Source organism: Brachybacterium squillarum M-6-3 (assembly GCF_000225825.1).
GTDB classification, from domain to species: Bacteria; Actinomycetota; Actinomycetes; order Actinomycetales; family Dermabacteraceae; genus Brachybacterium; species Brachybacterium squillarum.
This window is the reverse complement of the sequence record NZ_AGBX01000008.1, coordinates 115,250-135,485: the sequence shown is the minus strand read 5'-3', so window position 1 is coordinate 135,485 and position 20,236 is coordinate 115,250. Positions and strand designations below refer to the sequence as shown.

The following is a 20,236-nucleotide window of genomic DNA, read 5'->3' as shown; positions in this document are numbered from 1 at the left end:
AAGGAGCCCCCTTGCTGCTCGAACGCATCTACGACGAAGACCTCTCCCAGGCCAGCTACCTGATCGCCTGCCAGGCGTCCGGTGAGGCACTTGTGGTGGACCCCCGCCGCGACATCGAGGTCTACACGGGCCTCGCCGCCCGTCACGGACTGCGCATCGTCGCCGTCACCGAGACCCACATCCACGCCGACTACCTCTCGGGGACCCGCGAGCTCGCCGCCGCCGGCGCGACCCCCTACGTCTCCGGCGAGGGCGGCGAGGACTGGAGCTACGGCTTCGAGGCCGAGCGCCTGCACGACGGGGACACGATCACCCTGGGCAACATCACCGTCCAGGCGCGCCACACCCCAGGCCACACCCCCGAGCACCTCACGTTCCTGGTGACCGACGGGGCCTTCGCCGACGAGCCGGGCTACGCCCTCACCGGGGACTTCGTCTTCGCCGGGGACCTCGGCCGCCCCGACCTGCTGGACGAGGCCGCCGGTGGCGTCGACACCCGCTTCCAGGGGGCCGCGGACCTCTACGCGAGCCTGCAGCGGGTCTTCCTCGAGCTGCCGGACCACGTGCAGGTGTTCCCCGCGCACGGCGCGGGCAGCGCCTGCGGCAAGGCGCTCGGAGCCCTGCCCTCCACCACGGTCGGCTACGAGCGGCGCCACGCCTGGTGGGCCCGCCACCTCGCCGCGGACGATCAGCAGGCCTTCACCGACGAGCTGCTGGACGGCCAGCCCGACGCCCACGCGTACTTCTCCCGCATGAAGCGCGAGAACCGCGACGGCCCCGCCGTGCTCGGTGCCCTCCCGGTGCTCACCGAGACCTCCGTCGAGCGGCTGCGGGCCGGGCTCGAGGCCGAGGAGCTGCTGCTCGTCGACACCCGCCCCCAGGCGGAGGTGCGCGCCGGGTCCGTGCCGGGCGCCCTCAGCGTCCCCGGCCCGGCGACCGCCGCCCGGTTCGGCGCCTGGGTCCTGGACCCGGAGCGCGAGAGCCGACCGGTCGTCGTGCTCGCCGACTCCGCGGCACAGGCCGCGGAGATCCGCGACCATCTGATCCGGGTCGGCATCGACGGGGTCGACGGGTACACGACCACGCTGGACGGTCTGGAGCGCCGGGAGGTCCCGACCATCTCCCCGGCCGACCTCGAGGCGAGGTCCGACGTGTTCCTGCTGGACGTGCGCACCCGCACCGAGTACCAGGCCGGACACGTGCCCGGCGCCACCCACCTCAGCGCCGGCCGGGTCCTATGGCACCTCGAGGACCTGCCCGAGGACACGACCGTCGTCAGCTACTGCCAGTCGGGCGCCCGCAACACGGTGGCCGCCGCGGCCCTTCGTCGTGAGGGCTACGACGTCCTGGAGCTCGAGGGCAGCTACCTGGGATGGTCCGCCGCCCAGGGCGAGGCTGTCTGAGCACGCGAGCTCCGACCCGCCCGTGACCCCTCGGGGCCGGCCCCTCCCGGGGCCGGCCCCGAGCACCGCCCGCACCACCACCCCGGCACCTCGTGCCGCCCACCGCACCTCGAAGGACACCCCGATGACCCATCCCGCCCTCGCCGCCGCCGATCTCGCCGTCCGCCTGCGCGAGCCCGACGCGCCCCTCGTGATCGACGTGCGCTCCGCGGCCGAGTTCGCCGCCGCGCACCTGCGCGGCTCCTACAACGTCCCGCTCCCGCTCCTGGCCGAGCACGCCCAGGAGTTCGCCCAGCGGATGGGCGCCGTGGACGGCGCCACCCGACCCGCGCACAGCGGGGTGGTGCTCGTGTGCCAGTCCGGCCGCCGCGCCGGCCAGGCGCACGGCGTGCTCGATGCGGTGGGTCTGCAGGACGCCGCCGTCCTCGACGGGGGCATCGCCGCGGCCCCCGGCAGCGGGCTCGACGTGGTCCGCGGCAGCGGCCCTTGGGCGATGGACCGCCAGGTGCGGATGGCCGCCGGGACCCTCGTGCTGACCGGGCTGGCCGTCGGCCGTCTGCTCTCGCCCCGCGGGCGGCTGCTCTCCGCCGCCATCGGCACCGGTCTGACCTGGTCGGCCCTCTCGAACACCTGCGGTCTCGCGGCGATCCTCTCCCGGATGCCGTGGAACCGCTCCGTGTCCGAGCCCACCCGGGACAGCGTCGTGCGGTCCCTGCCCGTTCCGCGGACGGGGCGCTGAGACCGCGATGACCCTGCTCGGGATCGTGGTGGTCGTCCTCGCTGTCCTGGTCGGGCTCTCCCTGGGCCTGCTCGGCGGCGGCGGGGCGATCCTCACCCTGCCCCTGCTCACGACCGTGGCCGGCCTCGGCCCGCGCGAGGCCGTGGGGGGATCGCTCCTGGTCGTCGGCAGCTCCGCCCTGCTCGGTGTCCTGCTGCGGCGTCGAGGAGGGGGAATCCGGTGGCGGGCCGCCCTCGTGCTCGGCGGTGGCGGGGTGATCGGCGCGCAGCTCGGCCAGGTGTTCGGTCGCCAGGTGCCGCCCGCGGTCCTCATGGTCGTATTCGGTCTGGTCATGCTGGTCTCCGCCGCGCACATGATCCGGGGTCGCCGGCCGCGCGGACCCGCGGACGAGGGAGCCGGGTCACCGCCGGGATCCCACGACGCGGCGCCGCGCGTGTCCTGGGTGCGCACCGCACTCCTCGGTCTCGGCGTCGGGGTGCTGACCGGCTTCGTCGGCGCCGGGGGAGGGTTCCTGCTGGTTCCCGCCCTGGTGCTCGGCCTCGGGCTGCCGATGCCGGTGGCCGTCGGCACCTCCCTGGTGGTGATCGCGGCCAACTCCGTCTCCGGGCTCGCGGGCTACCTCGCCGCAGGCGGCTCCGTCGGCCCCATGGTCCTGGGGGTGACGGCGGCCGCGCTGCTCGGCACGGTGCTCGGCACCCGGCTCGCCGGTCGCGTGCCGGCCGCCGCGCTGCGCCGGGGCTTCGGGGTCCTGGTGCTCGTGGTCGGTCTCGGGGTGCTCGGCGGGGAGCTGCTGGGCGCGGTGCCGCCGGTCGGCGCCGCCGGCTGACACGACGCCGGTCGGCGCCCGGCACCGGGTCAGCCCATCCTCCCGAGAGTCCGCCGGTAGTCGTCGAGCACCCCGGGGGCCATCAGCGAGCGGGGAGCGAGGACCGCGGTCGCGAGGCCGATCGGCTCGACGTCCTCCATGACGGGCCGGGCCATCGAGTGCGCGGCATCGAACCAGGAGACGGTCAGGTGGTCCCCGAGCACCTCCCGGTACACCTGCTCCGTCTCCGCGACGTCGACGTTGCGGTCCTCCCGGCCCGCCATCAGGTGCCAGGGGATCCCCCGGGCGGAGGCCGCCTCCAGGTCGGCCGACGCGTCGGACCCGTGGTTCCGCAGCACGAAGCCCCAGCGGTCCGCGGTCATCGGGTCGGCGTCCGTGGTGACCGCGAGGTACTCCGCGTGGGTCGCCCGGCGGTCCAGCAGGTCCTGCACCCGCTCCCGTTCCGCCAGAGCGGAGGCGCGCTCCTCGGCATCGGCGCCCTCGTGCTCGAGCGTGGCCTCCAGGTGGTACCCGCCCTGTCGCTGCCAGTCGATTGCGGTGCCCACCGCGATCACGCCGTCCACGTCCTCCCGATCGGCGACCACCCGCGGCACCACCCAGCCGGCCTGGCTCGCACCCCACAGGACCACGGTGCCGGTGGGGAGGTCGGACCTCCGCGTCGCCCAGTCCAGGACCTCGTCGACCTCCCGCGCGCGGTCCGCCATGCTCTGGTCCAGCCAGTCGCCGGCGGACCCGGCCACGCCGGGCTTGGACCACGACAGGGTCGCGTAGCCGGCCTCGGCAGCGGCCTCGAACCAGGGCAGGTAGAGATCGTCCTGGGTCGCGTCCACCGGGCCGTCGCCGTGCACCATCACGACCAGCCCCCGTGCCGCTGCGTCCTCGGGGAACGCCAGCACCCCCTCCAGGTCCCCCTGGGAGGTCGGGATCGTCACCGCCTGCAGGGACAGGCGGAAGCTGTGGCCGAGCACCACCGCGCCTGCGACGACCACCAGCACGGCGAGCAGCCCTGCGGCGGCTCTGCGCAGGGGACGCGCTCGGCGTCGCGCCGGCCCATGATCTCTCGTCATGGACACGATCGTACAGTGCGAGATAGGTTGTGGGCATGGACAGTGGAGCCACGGCGTCCCCGGCCGTCCGGATCGGCCGCGGGATCGCACCGCACGAGCGGGAGGCGGTCTCCGCGCTGTACGTGCAGGCCTTCTCCCGCAAGCTCGGCGCGGGGATCCCGGACGCCGCAGCCCTGCGGGCCGTGGTCGCGGACCCGCTGCGGAGCGGGTCGGTCCTGGTCGCCCGGGATGCCGACAGCCGAGCCGTGCTCGGGATCTGCGGCGTCGTACTGGACGGCCGGCCGGCGGTCGATGTCACCTGGGCGGGGCTGAGGGAGCACCTCGGCATCCGTCGTTCCCTGCGCGCGCTCCTGCTGCTCGCGCCCTTGGTCCGGAGCGCGCCGCCCCGGGTCCTCCTGCTGGACGGCCTCGTCGTGGACAGGGCGGTCCGCGGGCGCGGGGTCGGCACGGCACTGCTCGACGCCGCCCTCGAGCTGGCCCGGGAGCAGTCGCAGGACGCCGTCCGTCTGAGCGTCGTGGACACCAACCCGCTCGCGGCGCGGCTCTACGTCCGCCGCGGCTTCCAGGTCGTCGAGGAGGGCGGCCGGGGTCCGCTCGCCCCGATCGTGCGCGGCATCTACGGGTTCTCCGGCTACCGCGTCCTCGAGCGGAGTGTGCGATGAGCCGCCCGGCGATCTCCCCCCGCAGCGTCGTCGAGCTCGCGCTCCGGCCCACGGGCAGCGCCCCCGCCGCCGAGGTCTACGCGTCCGCGAACGCCGTCGGCCTCGCCGACCAGACGCTGCGCCTCGCGCTGCGTCGCCTGCAGGCCGCGGGGGAGGTGGTCCAGGACGGCCGCGGCCGCGCGGCCACGCTGCAGCTGACCCGCGAGGGACGCGATCGGATCCGCGCGGACGACGAGGCCCTCGAGCTCGCCGCCGGGCAGGACGCCGGGTCGATCCGCTGGGACGGCCGATGGCACCTGTTCGCCGTCAGCACCCCCGAGGCGGCCCGGGCCCGGCGCGACCGGCTGCGCCGGGACCTGGCGGCCGCGGCGGCCGTCCCCGTCGCGACGAGCCTGTCCGTGAGCCCGCACGATCTCCGCTCGCAGCTGCGCCCGGGAGCCGCGTCGGACCTCGTCCACGCCGTGGCCGCGGAGCTCGACGTGCACGGGGAGACGGATCCCGCGGCGCTCGCCGCCCGGCTCTGGCCGGCGGCACCGATCCTCGACGGGTACGCACCGCTGCGTCGGGCGCTCGCGGCGGACGACGCCGACCAGCCAGCTCCGGTCCGTCGCCTGCTGCTCGCCGATGCCCTCGACCGTTCGGTGCGCGAGGACCCGCTGATCCCGCCGGAGCTGCGTCCGGGGCCGTGGGAGCCCTCGGTGCTGCGCCGTACCTGGTGGGAGCGCTGGATCGACGCCGGAGGGGACGTGGACCGCTGAACGGCGGCGCCTCAGCGCACCTCCTGCAGCTCCCCGAGCAGCCCCATGATCCGCTCGCCCATCTCCACCTGGGTGAGCACGAGGCAGATCGTGCCGTCCGGGTCGACGAACACGTCGGTGCCCTGCCCGCCGGACCAGCCGTAGCGCCCGGCGTGCGGTCCGGCGGTCAGCACGGACACCCCGTAGCCCCAGCCGGTGCCGTCCCAGAACCCCGGGAAGAAGCTGTCCTCCGCCTTCGCTGCTGCGGGCACCTGATCGGTGCGCAGCGCCTCGAGGTGCTCGGGGGACAGCAGCTCCCCGTCGTGGAGGGCGCGGAAGAACCGGTGCAGGTCCGCGAGGGTGGAGACGAGCTCCCCGTGGCTCTCGTCGAACGGCGCGGAGCCGACGTGGAAGCCGGAGCCGGCGGCCTCGGTCACCTCGAGCCCATCCTCCCCGTGGCGGAGCGCCGGCGGCAGCCGGTGCTCCTGGCCCTCGCGTACGCGGAAGCCGGTGTCGGGCATGCCGAGCGGGGCGAACAGTCGCTCGTGCAGCAGCTCCCCGGTCGGCCGCCCCGCGACCCGACCCAGCAGGATCCCGAGCAGGCCGAAGGAGTGGTGGTAGCGCCAGCCCTCGCCGGGCGGGACGATCAGCGGCAGCGCGGCGAGCGCATCCAGCCAGTCCTGAGCGCCCAGGACGGGCGGCTCCGCCCCCGCCGCGGTGCGGTTCTCCTGCATGGCCCGGGCGACGGGGGAGTCGGAGGTTGCCATGCCGTAGCCGCTGGTGTTGGTGAGCAGGTGGCGCAGGGTGATCGGACGCGGGGCGGGCACCGTGTCCGTGAGCTCGGCGTCCGGGGTGCGGAGCACGCGGCGGTCGGCGAGCTCCGGCATCCAGCGTTCGACGGGGTCGTCCAGGCCGAGAGCACCGTCCTCGACCAGATGCAGGGCGACGACCGCGGTGATCACCTTGGTCATCGACTGGATGCGCACGATCGCGTCCGCGTCGAGCGGTGCGCCGCCCGGGCCGGTGGTCCCGAGGACGATCGGGTCGAGGTCGCGGCCGAGGCTCGCGATCACCCCCGGCATGGTCCCGGCGTCGACGTGACGGGTGAGCAGATCCTGCAGCGGTGCGGACATGGCGTCAGCGTAGGGCGCGGCCCCGACGGACGACAGGGCTCCGGCGGGGTCGGGCAGGGTGCGGACGTCCGCGCGCCGCGCGCCCCGGCGCCCGACCACGGTGGTCAGCCGGGGACCGCGAGAGTCAGGAATCGGCTGTGCGGGTCCTCGACGTAGGCGCCGAACGGAGGGCAGGGAGTGAAGCCGTGCCGCCGGTACAGGCGGTGCGCGGGGGCGAAGAACTCCGCGGTCCCGGTCTCGAGCGACACGCGCTCCGCGCCCTGCGTCCGAGCCTGACCCAGGGCGTGCACCAGCAGGGCCGCCCCGATGCCCTCCCCACGGCGCGCGGGGTCCGTCCGCATCGACTTCAGCTCGAGGTGCCTCCCGCCCTCGGCCCCGGCGACCGGCGCGAGCGCCACGGTCCCCACCAGCTCTCCGTCGCTCTCCGCGGCCCAGAGCTGCACACCCGGTGCCGCGAGACCGGTGAGGTCGAGCGCATGCCGGCTCTCGGGCGGCGCCGTGGGCGCCATGTCCGCGAGGTGGTCGCGCAGCAGCGCGTGCAGACGCGGGTCGGTGAGGTCGGCGGGCGCTATCACGAGGGGCACGCCCGATCCTGACCCGGCCGGCTCGGGATCCGCCCCGCTCGGCGCCTCCCGTTGCGCATCCGTGACCGGCCGGGGCCTGAGCCGCCGGGCCCGCGTCCGGTCGCCGGATACGCTCGACGTGCCGAGCCCTCGCGCCCTGAAGGAGCAGACCATGGCCACGACCTCCGCCTCCGCGCCGCCTCGCCGCGGCGACCGGATCCGTCCCGTCGCCGTCCTGGTCAGCTCCCTGCTGGCGATCGTCGCCGCCTTCCTCGGCTCGGGGGCCGTGGTCGGGACCCCGATCACCGAGGCCGCCGGGGGCTACCTCGACGCGGACTCCACGCTCATCGCCCCGGGCCGCGGCGCCTTCCGGATCTGGAGCCTGATCTACACGGGCATGCTCGCCCTCGCGATCTATCAGGTGCTGCCCGGTCGGCGCGACGACGAACGGCTGCGCCGCCTGGGATGGTGGGTCGTCGCCTCCCTCGCGCTGAACGCGCTGTGGATCGGCGTGGTCCAGGCGGACCTGCTGCTCCTCAGCCTGCCGGTGATCGTCGTGCTGGTCGCGGTGCTCGCCCGCATCCTGCTGATCCTCGAGGAGCTCCCGCCGCGCGGGACCCTGGACCGGCTGCTCGTGGACGGACCGCTCGGGCTCTACCTGGGATGGGTGGTGGTCGCGACGGCCGCGAACGCGACCGCCGTGCTCGTCGCCGTCGGGTTCGACGGTCTCGGCCTGCCGCCGGAGCTGTGGGCGGGTGTGGTGCTCGCGGTGGCCGCCGCGGTGGGCGTCGGCCTCGCGGTCCGCACCCGCGGTCGGATCGCCCCGATGCTGTCGCTGGTCTGGGGCCTCGCCTGGGTGGCGATCGCGCGCAGCACCGACCTCCCGCAGTCCACCGCGACCGCGGTGATGGCGGGGGTCGCCGCGGCCGTCGTGCTGGGAGCGACGATCGTGCTGCGCGTTCGGCGCGGGCGTGCCGCGTGACCTGCACCGACGGTCCTGATCCGGGAAAAGGGTCCCTCCCTCGCCGCCGCGATGTCACATCCGCCCTGCGGCCGGTGTCCTCCTCGTGACCGCGCATCCCGCCGGTCCCGACGAAGGAGAGCCATGAGCATCCGAGCCCTGACCGAGCTGCCCGCCGCCCCGCGCCGCGCCCGCGTGCCCCTGGGCCCCACCGGCCCGCTCGAGTCCACCCTCGGGGCCATCGCCCGTCGCCTGTACGGCGGGAAGGTCCCGGACCCGTTGCGCGCCGCCTTCCACCACCGCCGGGTCCTGGCCGGCTGGCTGGGCCTGGAGTCCGCGGCGATGACCTGGAAGCGCCTGCCGCCGCGCCTGCACGCCCTCGCGGTGCTCGCCGTCTCCCAGGAGATCGGCTGCTCCTGGTGCATCGACTTCGGCGAGTGGGAGTTCCGCCACCGGGGCATCGACCCGCGGGCGGTCCGCGAGATCGACCGCTGGACCACGAGCGACGCCTACTCGGACCTCGACCGCGCCGTCCTCCGCTACGCCGTGGCCGCGAGCGCCACCCCGTCCGCCGCGACCGATGCGATGGTCGAGGACCTGCGCCCCGCGCTCGACGACCGGCAGATCGTCGAGCTCGCCGCTCTGGTGGCGCTCGAGAACTACCGCTCCCGGTTCAACGCGGGGCTCGGGCTGCGCAGCCAGGGCTACCGGGACGACTGCGCGGTGCCGGAGGTGGTTTGAGGTGGCGGACGAGGGACGGAGGACCGGCCCGGCCGACGCGGCCGGCGCGGATCCCCACGCGGCACCGTTCCTCGACCATCGGCGGGACCTGCTCGGCGCGGCCTACCGCGTGCTCGGCACCGCGCAGGACGCGGAGGACGCGGTCCAGGAGACCTGGCTGCGGTGGCGGGCGGTGGACGTCGCGACGGTGCGCGACGCCCGGGCCTACCTGCTCGGTGCCGTCACCCACCAGGCACTGAACCAGATCCGGTCCCGCTCGCGCCGCCGCGAGGAGTATCCCGGGCCCTGGCTGCCCGAACCCGTCCTCACCGGCGCGGACCGCACCGATCAGGACCCCGCGCACGTCGCCGAGGTGGCCGCAGAGGTCTCCCTCGCGCTGCTGGTCGTGCTGCAGACCCTCTCGCCGCTCGAGCGCGCCGCCTTCGTGCTGCGGGAGGTGTTCGCGGTGCCGTACGCGGAGATCGCGCAGGCCCTCGGGCGGCGGGAACCGGCGGTGCGGCAGCTGGTCCGGCGGGCCCGGGTCCACGTCGCGGCGGGGGAGGACCGCCACGAGGTCGACGCGGACCTCTCGCGGGAGCTGACCGGGGCGTTCCTGGCCGCCGCCCGCGGGGAGGTGCCGCTCGCGGACCTGGTCGGCGTGCTCGCCCCCGACGTGGTGCTCACCAGCGACGGCGGCGGGATCGCGAGGGCCGCGCGCCGCCCGATCCTCGGCGCGGACCGCACGATGCGGTTCGTCCTCGGCCTGTTCGAGAAGGCCGACGTGCGCGCCCTCACCTGGACCGTGCGCGAGGTCAACGGGCACCCGGCCCTGGTCGCGACCGGACCCGGGGGCGTGGACAGCGTGACCTGGATCGAGAGCGACGGGCGCCGCGTCACCGGGATCGCCCTCCAGCGGAACCCCGAGAAGCTCGCCCGGCTGGAGCGCTGAAGGACGCCGGACGACGCCCGTCCGCTCCGCGGCGCTCAGTCGACCGTGAGCTCACCCATCGGGCCCCAGCCGTCGCCGTCCACCTGATGGGAGACGATCTGCGGGGTCTCGCGCAGGTACTGCGGGAACTCCGCCTGCATGGTGCGGAAGTGGTCGGAGTCCACGTGCGCCCCGGCGGCGTCGTCCTCGAAGGCCTCGAGCAGCACGTACACCGTCGGGTCCTCGACGTCCCGCGACCAGGTGAACCACTTGTTGCCCGGCTCGGCGCGGGTCGCCTCCGTGAAGGGGCGAGCGATCTCCGGCCAGCGGTCGGCGACCTCGGGGCGGACGGGGAAACGGACGTTGATGAGGATCATGGGGGCCTCCGGGGTGTCGAGTCGGTGAACGGTCCGCGGTGGACCGCGTCCCCACCAGCGCGGCCGACGGTGGAGCCGACCTAGGTCCTGTGGCAGGGCGCCCGGACGAGCCTACGCTGGCCGCATGATCGTGAACTCGAAGCTGACCGTTGTCGGAGCAGGCGCCGTCGGGGCGAGCGTCGCCTATGCCTCCCTGATCCGCGGATCCGCCCGCCACGTGGCCCTGTACGACATCGCGACCGAGCGCACCGAGGCGGAGGTGCTCGACCTCGCACACGGCTCGGCGTTCCTCGGCAGCAGCGACATCGTCGGCGGGTCCGACATCGGCGTCGCGGAGGGTTCGCACGTCGTCGTCATCACCGCCGGGGCCAAGCAGAAGCCGGGGCAGACCCGCCTGGAGCTGGCCGCGACGAACGCCGGGATCCTCCGCTCGCTCATGCCGCAGCTGCTGGAGGTCGCCCCCGACGCCGTCTACGTGATCGTCACCAATCCCTGCGACGTGCTCACGATGCTCGCCCAGGAGACCTCGGGGCTGCCCGAGAACCGCATCTTCGCCTCCGGCACCGTGCTGGACTCCTCGCGGCTGCGCTGGGAGATCGCCCGTCGCGCCGAGGTCGCCGAGGCCAGCGTCCACGCGCAGATCGTCGGCGAGCACGGGGACAGCGAGTTCCCGCTGTGGTCCGGCGCGCGGATCGGCACCGTCCCGATCGAGCAGTGGGAGCAGGACGGCGCGCCGCTGTTCTCCCGCGAGGACCTCGACCGGATCGCCGTGGACGTCCGCGACGCCGCCTACAAGGTCATCCAGGGCAAGGGCGCCACCAACCACGCCATCGGCCTCTCCAGCGCCCGCATCGTCGAGGCGATCCTCGGCGACGAGCAGGCCATCCTGCCAGTCGCCCCCGTCCTGCAGGGCGAGCACGGCATCTCCGACGCCGCCCTCTCGGTGCCCTGCATCGTCGGCGCCGAGGGCGCCCGCCCGATCCCCGAGACCCCGTTCAGCGAGGACGAGCTGTCCCGCCTGCAGGCCTCGGCCGATGCGCTGAAGAAGGTCGCCGCCGACCTGCGCGGCTGACCCCAGGCCTCGCAGAGACCACTCGTCAGGGACGACGGGGCGGAACCCGGCACACCCCGGGAGCCGCCCCGTTCTCTCTGCCCCCGAAAGACCAGATCCGACCGCGGTGCCCCTTCCGACGGCACTGCCCGCAGCGTCTCCCGATCCGGTGCCGCGACCCCGTCCCGGCACCCCGACGTGAGGTTCTCCCCGCCATGTGGATTCAGACCATCGACCCCCTCGGCAGCCTGCCGCTCTCGGCGCTCGTCGCCGCCCTGCCCATCCTCGTGTTCCTGCTGTGCATGGTGGTCCTCAAGCTCACCGGCATCGTCTCCGCCGTGATCGCCCTGGCCGTCGAGGTGGTCGTCGCGCTCGCCGTCTTCGGCATGCCGCTCGGCTCGATCGCCGGCTCCGCCGGGTACGGCCTGCTCACCGCGATCTGGCCGATCGCCTACATCATCGTGATGGCCGTGTGGCTGTACCGGATCAGCGTCGCCTCCGGCCGCTTCGACATCATCCGCGCCTCGATCTCCGCGGTCTCCCCGGACCAGCGGATCCAGGTGCTGCTGATCAGCTTCGCCTTCGGCGCCTTCCTGGAGGGGGCCGCCGGCTTCGGCGTGCCCATCGCGATCTGCGCCGCCCTGCTCGTCCAGCTCGGCTTCCAGCCCGTCCGCGCCGCCATGATCTCCCTGGTCGCCAACGCCGCCGCCGGGGCCTACGGCGCCATCGGCGTGCCCGTCATCGTCGGCGCCCAGGTCACCGGCATGGACGTGCTGGACCTCTCCCGCGCCCTGGTGATCGTGCTGCAGCCGCTGACCCTGCTGATCCCCTTCCTGCTGGTGATGATCCTCGACGGCGTGCGCGGCCTGCGCGAGACCTGGCCCGCCACCCTCGTGGTCACCCTCGTCTTCTCCGGCGTGCAGGCCGGCGTGCTGTGGTTCCTCGGCCCCGAGCTGGCCGACCTCGGCGCGGGCCTCGCCGCGCTCGTCGCGATCTTCCTGCTCAGCCGGGTGTGGAGGCCGAAGCGGATCTTCCGCGAGGGCGGCGCCGAGATCCCCGAGGTGGAGCGGCACAGCGCCCGCGAGGTCATCGTGGCCTGGAGCCCCTTCTACATCCTCACCGGCACCATCCTGCTGTGGTCGATCCCGGCCGTGAAGGCACTGTTCGCCGAGGGCGCGCTGGCCGCCACCACCATCTCGGTGCCGATCCAGGGGCTGACGAACGCGATCACCACCGCCTCCGGCGCCCTGGTCGAGACCACCTGGTCCCTCGCGATCCTCGGCGCCACCGGCACCGCGATCCTGCTGGCCGTGCTGATCACGGTGGCCACCACCCCGCAGATCAGCATCGGTGGGGCGCTCACGGAGCTGCGCGCCACCATCGGTGAGCTCGGCAAGGCCATCATCCTGATCGCCCTGATCCTCATGCTCGCCAACATCGCCAACTACTCGGGCGGCTCCACCGCGATGGGTTCGGCGCTGGCCGCGGCAGGCCCCGTGTTCCCGCTGATCGCCCCGATCATCGGCTGGATCGGTGTGTTCCTCACCGGCTCGGTGGTCAACAACAACACCCTGTTCGCCCCGCTGCAGGTGGCCACCGCCGAGGGCATCGGCGCGGCCCCCGCCCAGCTGGTGGGCGCGAACACCGCCGGCGGCACCACCGCCAAGGTGATCTCGCCGCAGTCCATCGCGATCGCGGCCGGCGCCGTGGGCCTCTCGGGCCGCGAGAGCGAGATCATGCGCGCCTCGATCCTCTACAGCCTCGGCATGCTCGCCGTGATCTGCGTGTGGACCCTGGTGCTCACCCTGCTGTGACGGCCGCGCCCGCCGCGGCGACGTCCTCGCACAGCACCTCCGGCCAGCGCGCCACCTGATCGGGCCGCGCGGCGATCTGCAGGCGGGCCCGGGGGAGCGTCGCCGCCAGGGCCTCGGCGCTGGAGACGGGGTGGCCGGGGTCGTCCACCCAGGCCAGGATCGTCACCGGCAGGTCCAGCGCCGCCAGGTCCTCCCGCGACGGCAGGTCGCTGAGTGCGGCGCCGCGGTAGGCCGAGGGCAGCAGCTCCCCGGAGATGTCCGGCACCGTGGTGGGGGTGCCGACCGTCGCCGGCGGGCGGTACATGTCCTGGCTGGCGCCGAGGAAGCGCTCCATGCCGTGGGCGTCGATGAACTCCGCCAGCCGGCGGTAGTCCTCGATCTGCGCGGCCCTGGTCTCCCAGGCCGTCGGCGGCAGCAGCAGCGTCAGCGAGCTGAAGCGCTCCGGCTCCCGCAGCGCCGCGTGCAGCAGGGTGCCGCAGCCCATCGAGGGCCCCACCCCGTGCACCGTCTCGCCGGGGAAGGTCGCCTCCAGCAGCGCCAGCAGGTCGTCCGCGAGGCTCGTCCAGCGGTAGTCCTCCGGCTCCGCCCGCCCCGTGGAGGCCCCGTGGGCGCGGGCGTCGTAGCGCAGCAGCCGGGTGCCCGACAGCCCCCGCCCGAGGTCGAGGTCCAGCACCCGGTCCCGTGCCCGGCTGGAGGTGAGGCCGTGCAGCTGCACCACCGGATGTCCGCCCTCGTCGCTGAGCTCCCAGGCCAGCTCGGCCCCGGGGACACGGAAGGATGACATCGGGACCTCCGGGGCGGGAGCAGGGACGTTGGCGGCTACTGTACCCAGCATGCGGCTCACCCACGTCGCCCACCTGCGGCTCCCCTTCGGTCCCCTCCGCAGCTACGCGGTCACCGTCTCCCCGGCCGGGGAGGCGCTCCCGGTCTCCTTCGACCAGCGGCGCCACGTCGGCGCCGGCGACCGGCCCGGCTCCTGGATGGCGATCTCCATCCGGTTGCGCGAGCGCGTGGACGAGGAGGCGCTCGCCGCCGCCTGGCTCGCGGTGATCGCCCGGCACGGCACCCTGCGCACCGTGTTCTCCGAGCAGGACGGGCTGGTGGTGCTCCGCCCCGTCGACGTCGGCCCCGGCGCCTGGGTCGAGCACGAGGTCGCCCCCGGGCAGGCGATGAACGGGGCCCTGCAGGAGGTGCTGGATGCCCACTGCTCCTCCCATTCGCGGCCCGCGCACCGGCTGTGCGTGGTCGAGACCGCCGAGGGCCCCACCGTGGTGATCGGCGCCGACCACGCCCACGTGGACATGTGGTCGATGCTGGTGATCGCCCGGGACCTGCTGGCGGCACTCACCGACCTCGAGGCCGGCCGCGAACCCGCCCAGGGCTGGGTGCCCGCCTTCGCCGAGCACACCGCGCTGCTGCGCGACCGGGGCAGCGCCCCCGAGGAGATCCACCGCCGCTGGCACGAGATCCTCGCCGCCGGCGGCGACGTGATGCCCCGCTTCCCACTGCCGCTCGGCGACCCCTCCCCGCAGCCCGAACGGGTGGAGATCCGCGACGTGCTCGACGTGGACGACACCGGCGCCCTGTCCGCCCAGGCCCGCGCCGACGGCGTCTCCACCCTGGCGCTGACCACCTCCCTGATGGCCGAGGTGACGCGGGAGCTCTCCGGTGCCCCGCTGCGCGCCGTGTTCCCCGTGCACAGCCGTTACGACACCACCTGGCACGACTCCGTCGGCTGGTTCATCACCAATGCGGTCCTGGAGGTGGAGCGGCCCGGCCCGACGGCGGCCGCCGCGGCCGTCAAGGAGGCGATCCGCCTGGGCTCCTGGCCGCTGGCGGACATCCTCGCCCCCTACGGCGGGATGCCGGAGGCCCCCGGCATGTTCGCGATCTCCTGGCTGGACCTGCGTCGCCTGCCGGTGCGCATCGACGACATCGGGCTGGAGGCGCAGTACGTGAGCGCTTCGATCCGCACCGACGGGGTGATGCTCTGGTTCATCCTCGACCAGGCCGGGGTGCACCTGCGCTGCCGCTACCCCGACACCTCCGAGGCCCGCGCGAACGTCGGCGCCTGGCTGGATGCGCTGGTGGCCCGGATGCGGGAGGCGGCCGGTGCCGGGGCGGGTCGTCTGCTCACGCCGGGGGAACGCTCCTACCGGGTGCGGCGCGCCCGCCGCGCCGACGTGCCCGCGATCGCGACGCTGCTGGCCGACGACGAGATCGCCCGCTCCCGGGAGGTCGCCGAGCTCGCCGAGTACGAGGCCGCCCACGAGGTGCTCTCCCGCGACGGCGCCCACTACCTCGCCGTCGTCACCGACGAGGCCGAGCAGGTGGTGGGCACCATGCAGCTCACGATCATCCCCGGCCTCTCCCGGGCCGGTTCCACCCGGCTGCAGATCGAGGGCGTGCGCATCGCCGCCTCCGCGCGCGGCCAGGGGCTCGGCACCGCGATGCTGGAGTGGGCGCATGCGCACGGCCGCGCCCGCGGGGCCCGGCTCGCGCAGCTCACCACCGACGGCACCCGCCAGCAGGCCCGCGCCTTCTACGCCCGGCTCGGCTACGAGGAGAGCCACGTCGGGCTCAAGCGTCCGCTCTGACGTTTCGGGTCCCTGGCCAGCAGGTCTGCTGACGCACGACCGCCCGGGCCGCGCGGCGGTCGGAGGACCACCGGGCGATCCCGGGCGGTGGGGGAGGGCGATGCCCGCGCGCGGGGCGGGGAGCGCGGCTCAGTACAGGTTCAGGAAGGCCTGCAGCACCTGGGTGCTCTGGCCGTCGAGCTCGTCGCCGCCGTCCTGGTGGGCGCCGACCTCGTGCTGGATGCCGGCCACGGTCTCCGGGCCCATCACGCCGTCCTGCTCGGCACCGGTCCAGGCCTGGATGGCCTTCACGGTCTCCTCGTCCAGCTCACCGGTCTGCTCGATGTCGAGCCAGTCCTGGAGGGCGGAGATGGTGTTCGGGCCGAGCTTGCCGTCGACCTCCAGGGTGCCGGCCACGGCCATGCCGTCGGCGGACCCGGTGGAGCCCGAGCCGCTGCCCTGCTCCGTGGACTCGGTGCTCTGCTCGGTGGACTCCTGGCTGGACTCGTCCGACTCGTCGGAGGAGGTGGTCTCCTTGGTGAAGCCGTTCTCGTCGCAGTTGTCGGCGATGCCGTCGCCGTCGCAGCTCCAGTCGCCCTGGGGTTCGGAGGTGCGCTCCTCGGAGCGGCTGGACTCGCCGGAGTCCTCGCGGGCCTCGCTGCTCTCGGAGGACCCGCTGGACTCCGAGGACTCGCTGGACTCGGAGCTCGAGCTGCCGGAGGACTCGCTGGAGCTGTCGGAGCTCTCCTCGGAGGAGGAGTCGTCGGAGGACTCGGTGCCGCCGGAGGTGTCGGCGTCGCCGGAGAGGGCGGTGCCGCAGGTGGGCCAGGCGCCCGCGCCCTGGCCGGCCAGGACCTTCTCGGCGATCGCGATCTGCTCGCTCTTGGAGGCGAGGTCGGCACGCTCGGCGTACTGGGTGCCGCCGTAGCCCTCCCAGGTGGACTGCGAGAACTGCAGGCCGCCGTAGTAGCCGTTGCCGGTGTTGATGGACCAGTCGCCGCCGGACTCGCAGGCGGCCACCTCGTCCCAGCCGGTCGCGGCCTGGGCCTGGGTGGGGGCGGCGGCCATCATGCCGGTGGCGACGACGGCGCCGCCGGCGAGGGTGAGGGCGGTGCGGCCGATGATGGATCGGGTGGTGCTGCGGAAGGTCGTGGTCACGGGTAGCTCCTTCGGGGCTGACGGGTCGTGATGCGTCGGCAACCGTAGGAGGCGGAATGGGGGAGCGGGCAAGCCCTGACGGCATTTATGGCGGCGGGTTGACGCAATTTTGACCCGGCATGATCCGTGGGTCACTCCGGGGCGTCGAGTCTGCGACGAGCCTGGGGATCCCGGGTGAAGGTGCTGATCAGCGCCCCAAGAGAGGGTAGGGGTGCAGGTCGCGAGCTGTGCGGCCGCACAGGCTGGCACCGCGCTGAATATCCGCTGGAATGTGGCCGTGATCGTTCTGTGATAGCGCTGGACGGGCGCGGCCACGGTATTCCCCCGCGTATTCCGCCCGGTGCTCGCCGCGATGCCGGGGCGTACCCTGCGGGCATGTGTGCCACCGCTGCTGCGCCGGGCCGCCTCGAGGTGATCGCCGGGCCGATGTTCGCCGGGAAGTCCGAGGAGCTGCTGCGCCGGGTGCGCCGGGCCGCGCTCGCCGGGATCGACACGCTCGTGCTCACCCACGCCTTCGACGACCGCTACGCCGAGGGCATCGCCACCCACACCGGCGACGTGATGGCCGCCCCGGCCGCCTCCGACGTGGAGGGGCTGCGGGCCCTGCTGGCCGAGCACCCCGACGCGCGGGTGATCGCCCTCGACGAGGCGCAGTTCTTCGGCGCCGGCCTGCTGCCGGTGGTGGCCGAACTGCTCGACCGCGGCGCGACCGTGATCGTCGCCGGGCTCGCGGTCACCTTCGACGCCGAACCCTTCCCGCCGCTGCCGGAGCTGATGGCGCTGGCGGACGAGGTGCTGCGGCTGAGCGCGGTCTGCGCCGTCTGCGGGCGGGACGCCCCGCTGCACCAGCGGCTTGGCGCGGGCGAGGCGGCCTCGGGTGCGGGGGAGGGGCTCGCCCTCACCGTCGACGCAGTCGGCGGGACCGAGAGCTACCAGGCCCGCTGTCGCCTGCACCACGGCCGCTGAGCCGCGCGGGCGGCTCCCGGGGCGCGACGGCCGTTGTGCCGGGGGTCAGTCCGATCCGGCCGCGGCCTCCAGCCGGGCCACGTCGAGCTTGACCTGGGTGAGCATCTCCGCCGTCACCGCTGCCGCGTGCGGGCCCTCCAGCAGCTCGTAGAGCCGGGCGGGGACGATCTGCCAGGACAGCCCCCAGCGGTCGCGGCACCAGCCGCACTGCGAGGGCTCGCCGCCGTTCTCCAGGATGGCCGACCACAGCCGGTCCACCTCGGCCTGGGAGTCCACCACCACCTCGATCGAGACGGCCTCCGAGAGCGTGAAGTAGGGGCCGCCGTTCAGCAGGGTGTAGCGCGTGCCGGCCAGCTCGATGTCCACGGTGAGGGACTCGCCCGCGGGCGGCCCGTCCCCGGGCGCGTTGTCGGTGGGGACGTAGGGCAGGCGGCCGAGGATCCGTGACCCCGGCAGCAGGGAGACGTAGAAGGCAGCGGCCTCGTCCACGCCGCCGTCGAACCAGAGGGAGGTCTGCACGCGCGTCATGCCGCCATCCTGCGCCCGCGGGCTGTCGACGTCCACCCTCATCGACGGCCAGGCTTCAATGGGGGCCGAATCGTCGCCTGATCTCCGCGATCCGGTGCGCCCGGTGATCGGGGCGCATCCTCCCTGCGCGTTCGAGGAGGCCTAATCCGTGCAGAGTGCTCCAGAGGACCTCGGTCTCGGTGCCGTCCCCGGTGTCCCCGAGTGCCTGGGCGAGGACGTCGAAGGCATCCCGCAGGGGGGTTTCGACGTCGTCCTGGGCGAAGCGCGCGTCGATGGGCTGGTGGAACATCGCCTCGTAGACCGCGGGGTGCCGGCCGCCGAAGTCGAGGTAGGCCTCGGCCACCGCCTCCAGGGGCCGGTCAGGGGAGGACGCCATGGCGGCTCGGCAGTCTCGCGCGAGGTCGGTGAAGCCCTCCAGGGCGACCGCGTGGATGATCTCGGCCTTGCCGCGGGGGAAGTGCCCGTAGAGGACGGGTTGTGTGAAGCCGATGGCGCCGGCGAGGTGCCGGGTGGTCACAGCGTCCCAGCCCTCGGCGTCCGCCCGCGCTCGTGCCGCGTCGAGGATCCGTCGTCGTCGGTCCGCGGGGTCTGTGGTCCGTGCCATCCGCCCGTGTCCGTCCTTTCTTGTTGTGCTTCCCGGGATCACTCCATAGTCTAGCGGCGCTAACTGACCTAGCAGTGCTAGATAGGAGACGTCATGGTTGCCCTTCTTCTCTCCCTTGCCCTCACGGTGACCGGCATCCTGGTGGGCGTCGAGCTCGCCGTCGCGGTCGTCGTCAACCCGATCCTCCGGGCGTTGCCCTTCGAGGCGTCGATCGCCGGCCGTGCGCACGGTGCCCGCATACTCGGCCGCGCGATGCCGTTCTGGTACATCGCCTCCCTGATACTGGTCCTGGTCGCCACGGTGATCGTCGACGGGGCCAGCGCGACCGGGGCCTCCCTGGTGGCGGCGGTGTTTCTCGTCCTGAGCTGCGTGCTATCCGTCCTCCTGCTGGTCCCGATCAACCGAAGGGCACGCACCTGGACCGCGGAGGAACACCCCGCGGACTGGGCGGATCAGCAGCGGCGCTGGGACCGGCTGCATCTCGCGCGCGTGGGCCTGCTGGTCCTGGCGATGCCTCTCTTGACGATGAGCGCCGTGATCGGCTGAGGCACTGCTCGGTGGGGGGCGTCGTCGGCCGCGGCATGCTGTGGCAAGAGCGCTGACCTGGGTACACGGAGATGGTGGAAACACGCTGGTGGCCGTGGTCGATCTGCCAGGATGACAGCACAGGCCCCCGACCAGGAGGAACCCATGCGAAGCCGCAGCCTTGCCGTGGTGAACGAGTGCGACGTAGTCCGGCGGGGCTGAGGCCATGACCGTGCTCCGTCATCGGCTCGCCGTCCCGATCGCGATCAGCGGGACCCTGGCGGCCGTGCACCTGGGGGCGCAGGCCGTCGGCGCGGAGCGGGTGGCGGACCTCAGTCAGATGACGCTGATGCCGGCCCTGGCCGGGGTGCTGCTGCGGGCGACCGAGCGGCCGCGGACCCCGGTGGTGCGCTGGACGCTCGCGGCGCTGGGCTGCTCCTGGCTCGGGGACACCGTCCCCCGTTACCTCCCGCAGGACAGCGCGGCCCAGCTCGGCGCGATGCTCGGCAGCTTCGCCCTCGCCCAGATCGCCTACCTCGCCGCCTTCCGTCCCTGGCGGCTCCGCTCGGTGCTCGCCCGGCCCTGGGGAGCCGCCCCCTACGTGCTGCTGGCCGTCGCGGTGGTGGCGCTGTGCGCCCCCGGTGCCGGGCCGCTGCTGCCCGCGGTCGTTCTCTACGCGGGGCTGCTGGCCGCGATGGCCGCGCTCGCCACCGGGCTCGGGCCTCTCGGCACCATCGGCGGGGCGAGCTTCCTGGTCTCCGATGCGCTGATCGCGCTGCGCGTGTTCGGGGTGCTCGACCGGCCCGGGCAGGACGTGGCGTTCATGGCCACCTACCTGGCCGCGCAGGCACTGCTGGTCGCGGCGGTGATCCGGGCGGAGGATCCTCCCGACTGAGCC

Annotated in this window: 22 protein-coding genes; 14 read left to right on the top strand and 8 right to left on the bottom strand. The window is 74.1% G+C overall.

Going from position 1 to position 20,236, the window contains the following annotated elements; genetic code table 11:
* Positions 1 to 11: 11 nt before the first annotated feature.
* The 3 genes from OM98_RS13975 to OM98_RS13965 all read left to right on the top strand — a co-directional run bounded on the left by OM98_RS13975 (position 12) and on the right by OM98_RS13965 (position 2,968).
* Positions 12 to 1,403, top strand: coding sequence for an MBL fold metallo-hydrolase (locus tag OM98_RS13975; RefSeq protein WP_010535258.1), 1,392 nt, complete (start codon positions 12 to 14; stop codon positions 1,401 to 1,403).
* 124 nt (positions 1,404 to 1,527) lie between these two features.
* On the top strand, positions 1,528 to 2,142 hold the full coding sequence (locus tag OM98_RS13970; protein WP_010535257.1) for a rhodanese-like domain-containing protein: 615 nt from the start codon (positions 1,528 to 1,530) through the stop codon (positions 2,140 to 2,142).
* 7 nt (positions 2,143 to 2,149) lie between these two features.
* The gene (locus OM98_RS13965) at positions 2,150 to 2,968 is read left to right on the top strand and encodes a sulfite exporter TauE/SafE family protein (protein ID WP_010535256.1); all 819 of its coding nucleotides are present in this window, start codon (positions 2,150 to 2,152) and stop codon (positions 2,966 to 2,968) included.
* Positions 2,969 to 2,997: 29 nt separating this feature from the next.
* On the opposite strand, the gene OM98_RS13960 is transcribed toward OM98_RS13965, so the two are convergent.
* On the bottom strand, positions 2,998 to 4,035 hold the full coding sequence (locus tag OM98_RS13960; protein ID WP_083837797.1) for an alpha/beta hydrolase family protein: 1,038 nt from the start codon (positions 4,033 to 4,035) through the stop codon (positions 2,998 to 3,000).
* A 35-nt stretch (positions 4,036 to 4,070) separates the two neighbouring features.
* Here OM98_RS13960 and OM98_RS13955 point away from each other — a divergent pair, with 35 nt between their 5' ends.
* Positions 4,071 to 4,697, top strand: a complete 627-nt coding sequence (locus OM98_RS13955) for a GNAT family N-acetyltransferase (protein WP_010535254.1) — start codon at positions 4,071 to 4,073, stop codon at positions 4,695 to 4,697.
* Positions 4,694 to 5,455, top strand: a complete 762-nt coding sequence (locus OM98_RS13950; RefSeq protein WP_010535253.1) for a PaaX family transcriptional regulator — start codon at positions 4,694 to 4,696, stop codon at positions 5,453 to 5,455. Before OM98_RS13955 ends, OM98_RS13950 begins: the two co-directional genes overlap by 4 nt.
* A gap of 11 nt (positions 5,456 to 5,466) precedes the next feature.
* Here OM98_RS13950 and OM98_RS13945 read toward each other — a convergent pair whose 3' ends face one another.
* A complete protein-coding gene (locus tag OM98_RS13945; protein WP_033195290.1) occupies positions 5,467 to 6,567 on the bottom strand; it encodes a serine hydrolase domain-containing protein in 1,101 nt (366 codons plus the stop codon).
* A gap of 104 nt (positions 6,568 to 6,671) precedes the next feature.
* Positions 6,672 to 7,151: a GNAT family N-acetyltransferase gene (locus tag OM98_RS13940; protein WP_010535251.1), complete on the bottom strand. Its 480-nt coding sequence runs from the start codon at positions 7,149 to 7,151 to the stop codon at positions 6,672 to 6,674.
* 151 nt (positions 7,152 to 7,302) lie between these two features.
* On the opposite strand from OM98_RS13940, the gene OM98_RS13935 reads away from it, so the two are divergent.
* From OM98_RS13935 to sigJ, 3 genes are all read left to right on the top strand, one after another.
* Positions 7,303 to 8,112, top strand: a complete 810-nt coding sequence (locus tag OM98_RS13935) for a tryptophan-rich sensory protein (RefSeq protein ID WP_010535250.1) — start codon at positions 7,303 to 7,305, stop codon at positions 8,110 to 8,112.
* A 123-nt stretch (positions 8,113 to 8,235) separates the two neighbouring features.
* On the top strand, positions 8,236 to 8,832 hold the full coding sequence (locus tag OM98_RS16300) for a carboxymuconolactone decarboxylase family protein (RefSeq protein ID WP_010535249.1): 597 nt from the start codon (positions 8,236 to 8,238) through the stop codon (positions 8,830 to 8,832).
* 1 nt (position 8,833) lies between these two features.
* Positions 8,834 to 9,760 carry an RNA polymerase sigma factor SigJ gene (gene sigJ, locus OM98_RS13925; RefSeq protein ID WP_010535248.1) on the top strand — a complete coding sequence of 309 codons (927 nt, stop codon included), beginning with the start codon at positions 8,834 to 8,836 and terminating at the stop codon, positions 9,758 to 9,760.
* Positions 9,761 to 9,795: 35 nt separating this feature from the next.
* Here the strand turns inward: sigJ and OM98_RS13920 are convergent, their stop codons facing one another.
* Positions 9,796 to 10,116, bottom strand: coding sequence for a putative quinol monooxygenase (locus OM98_RS13920; protein WP_010535247.1), 321 nt, complete (start codon positions 10,114 to 10,116; stop codon positions 9,796 to 9,798).
* A 124-nt stretch (positions 10,117 to 10,240) separates the two neighbouring features.
* Between OM98_RS13920 and OM98_RS13915 the strand changes: the two genes are divergently transcribed.
* Both OM98_RS13915 and OM98_RS13910 read left to right on the top strand, forming a co-directional pair.
* Positions 10,241 to 11,188 (top strand): L-lactate dehydrogenase, encoded by a 948-nt coding sequence (locus tag OM98_RS13915; RefSeq protein ID WP_010535246.1) that lies wholly within the window; start codon positions 10,241 to 10,243, stop codon positions 11,186 to 11,188.
* Positions 11,189 to 11,382: 194 nt separating this feature from the next.
* On the top strand, positions 11,383 to 12,981 hold the full coding sequence (locus OM98_RS13910) for an L-lactate permease (RefSeq protein ID WP_010535245.1): 1,599 nt from the start codon (positions 11,383 to 11,385) through the stop codon (positions 12,979 to 12,981).
* Here the strand turns inward: OM98_RS13910 and OM98_RS13905 are convergent.
* A complete protein-coding gene (locus OM98_RS13905) occupies positions 12,968 to 13,765 on the bottom strand; it encodes an alpha/beta fold hydrolase (protein WP_010535244.1) in 798 nt (265 codons plus the stop codon). The genes OM98_RS13910 and OM98_RS13905 overlap by 14 nt on opposite strands.
* Before the next feature lie 49 nt (positions 13,766 to 13,814).
* On the opposite strand from OM98_RS13905, the gene OM98_RS13900 reads away from it, so the two are divergent.
* Entirely contained in the window at positions 13,815 to 15,578 is a 1,764-nt protein-coding gene (locus OM98_RS13900; RefSeq protein WP_010535243.1) for a GNAT family N-acetyltransferase, read from the top strand.
* A gap of 129 nt (positions 15,579 to 15,707) precedes the next feature.
* On the opposite strand, the gene OM98_RS16395 is transcribed toward OM98_RS13900, so the two are convergent.
* A complete protein-coding gene (locus tag OM98_RS16395; RefSeq protein WP_010535242.1) occupies positions 15,708 to 16,715 on the bottom strand; it encodes a transglycosylase family protein in 1,008 nt (335 codons plus the stop codon).
* A gap of 375 nt (positions 16,716 to 17,090) precedes the next feature.
* Here OM98_RS16395 and OM98_RS13890 point away from each other — a divergent pair, with 375 nt between their 5' ends.
* Positions 17,091 to 17,681 (top strand): thymidine kinase, encoded by a 591-nt coding sequence (locus OM98_RS13890; RefSeq protein WP_033195279.1) that lies wholly within the window; start codon positions 17,091 to 17,093, stop codon positions 17,679 to 17,681.
* A gap of 45 nt (positions 17,682 to 17,726) precedes the next feature.
* Here the strand turns inward: OM98_RS13890 and OM98_RS13885 are convergent, their stop codons facing one another.
* On the bottom strand, positions 17,727 to 18,209 hold the full coding sequence (locus tag OM98_RS13885) for a VOC family protein (protein WP_010535240.1): 483 nt from the start codon (positions 18,207 to 18,209) through the stop codon (positions 17,727 to 17,729).
* Positions 18,210 to 18,264: 55 nt separating this feature from the next.
* On the bottom strand, positions 18,265 to 18,813 hold the full coding sequence (locus tag OM98_RS13880) for a TetR/AcrR family transcriptional regulator (protein ID WP_010535239.1): 549 nt from the start codon (positions 18,811 to 18,813) through the stop codon (positions 18,265 to 18,267).
* 126 nt (positions 18,814 to 18,939) lie between these two features.
* Here OM98_RS13880 and OM98_RS13875 point away from each other — a divergent pair, with 126 nt between their 5' ends.
* Together OM98_RS13875 and OM98_RS13870 are read left to right on the top strand one after the other, a co-directional pair.
* On the top strand, positions 18,940 to 19,359 hold the full coding sequence (locus OM98_RS13875) for an anthrone oxygenase family protein (RefSeq protein WP_217491423.1): 420 nt from the start codon (positions 18,940 to 18,942) through the stop codon (positions 19,357 to 19,359).
* Positions 19,360 to 19,564: 205 nt separating this feature from the next.
* The gene (locus OM98_RS13870) at positions 19,565 to 20,233 is read left to right on the top strand and encodes a lysoplasmalogenase family protein (protein ID WP_010535237.1); all 669 of its coding nucleotides are present in this window, start codon (positions 19,565 to 19,567) and stop codon (positions 20,231 to 20,233) included.
* The last annotated feature ends 3 nt before the right edge of the window (positions 20,234 to 20,236 follow it).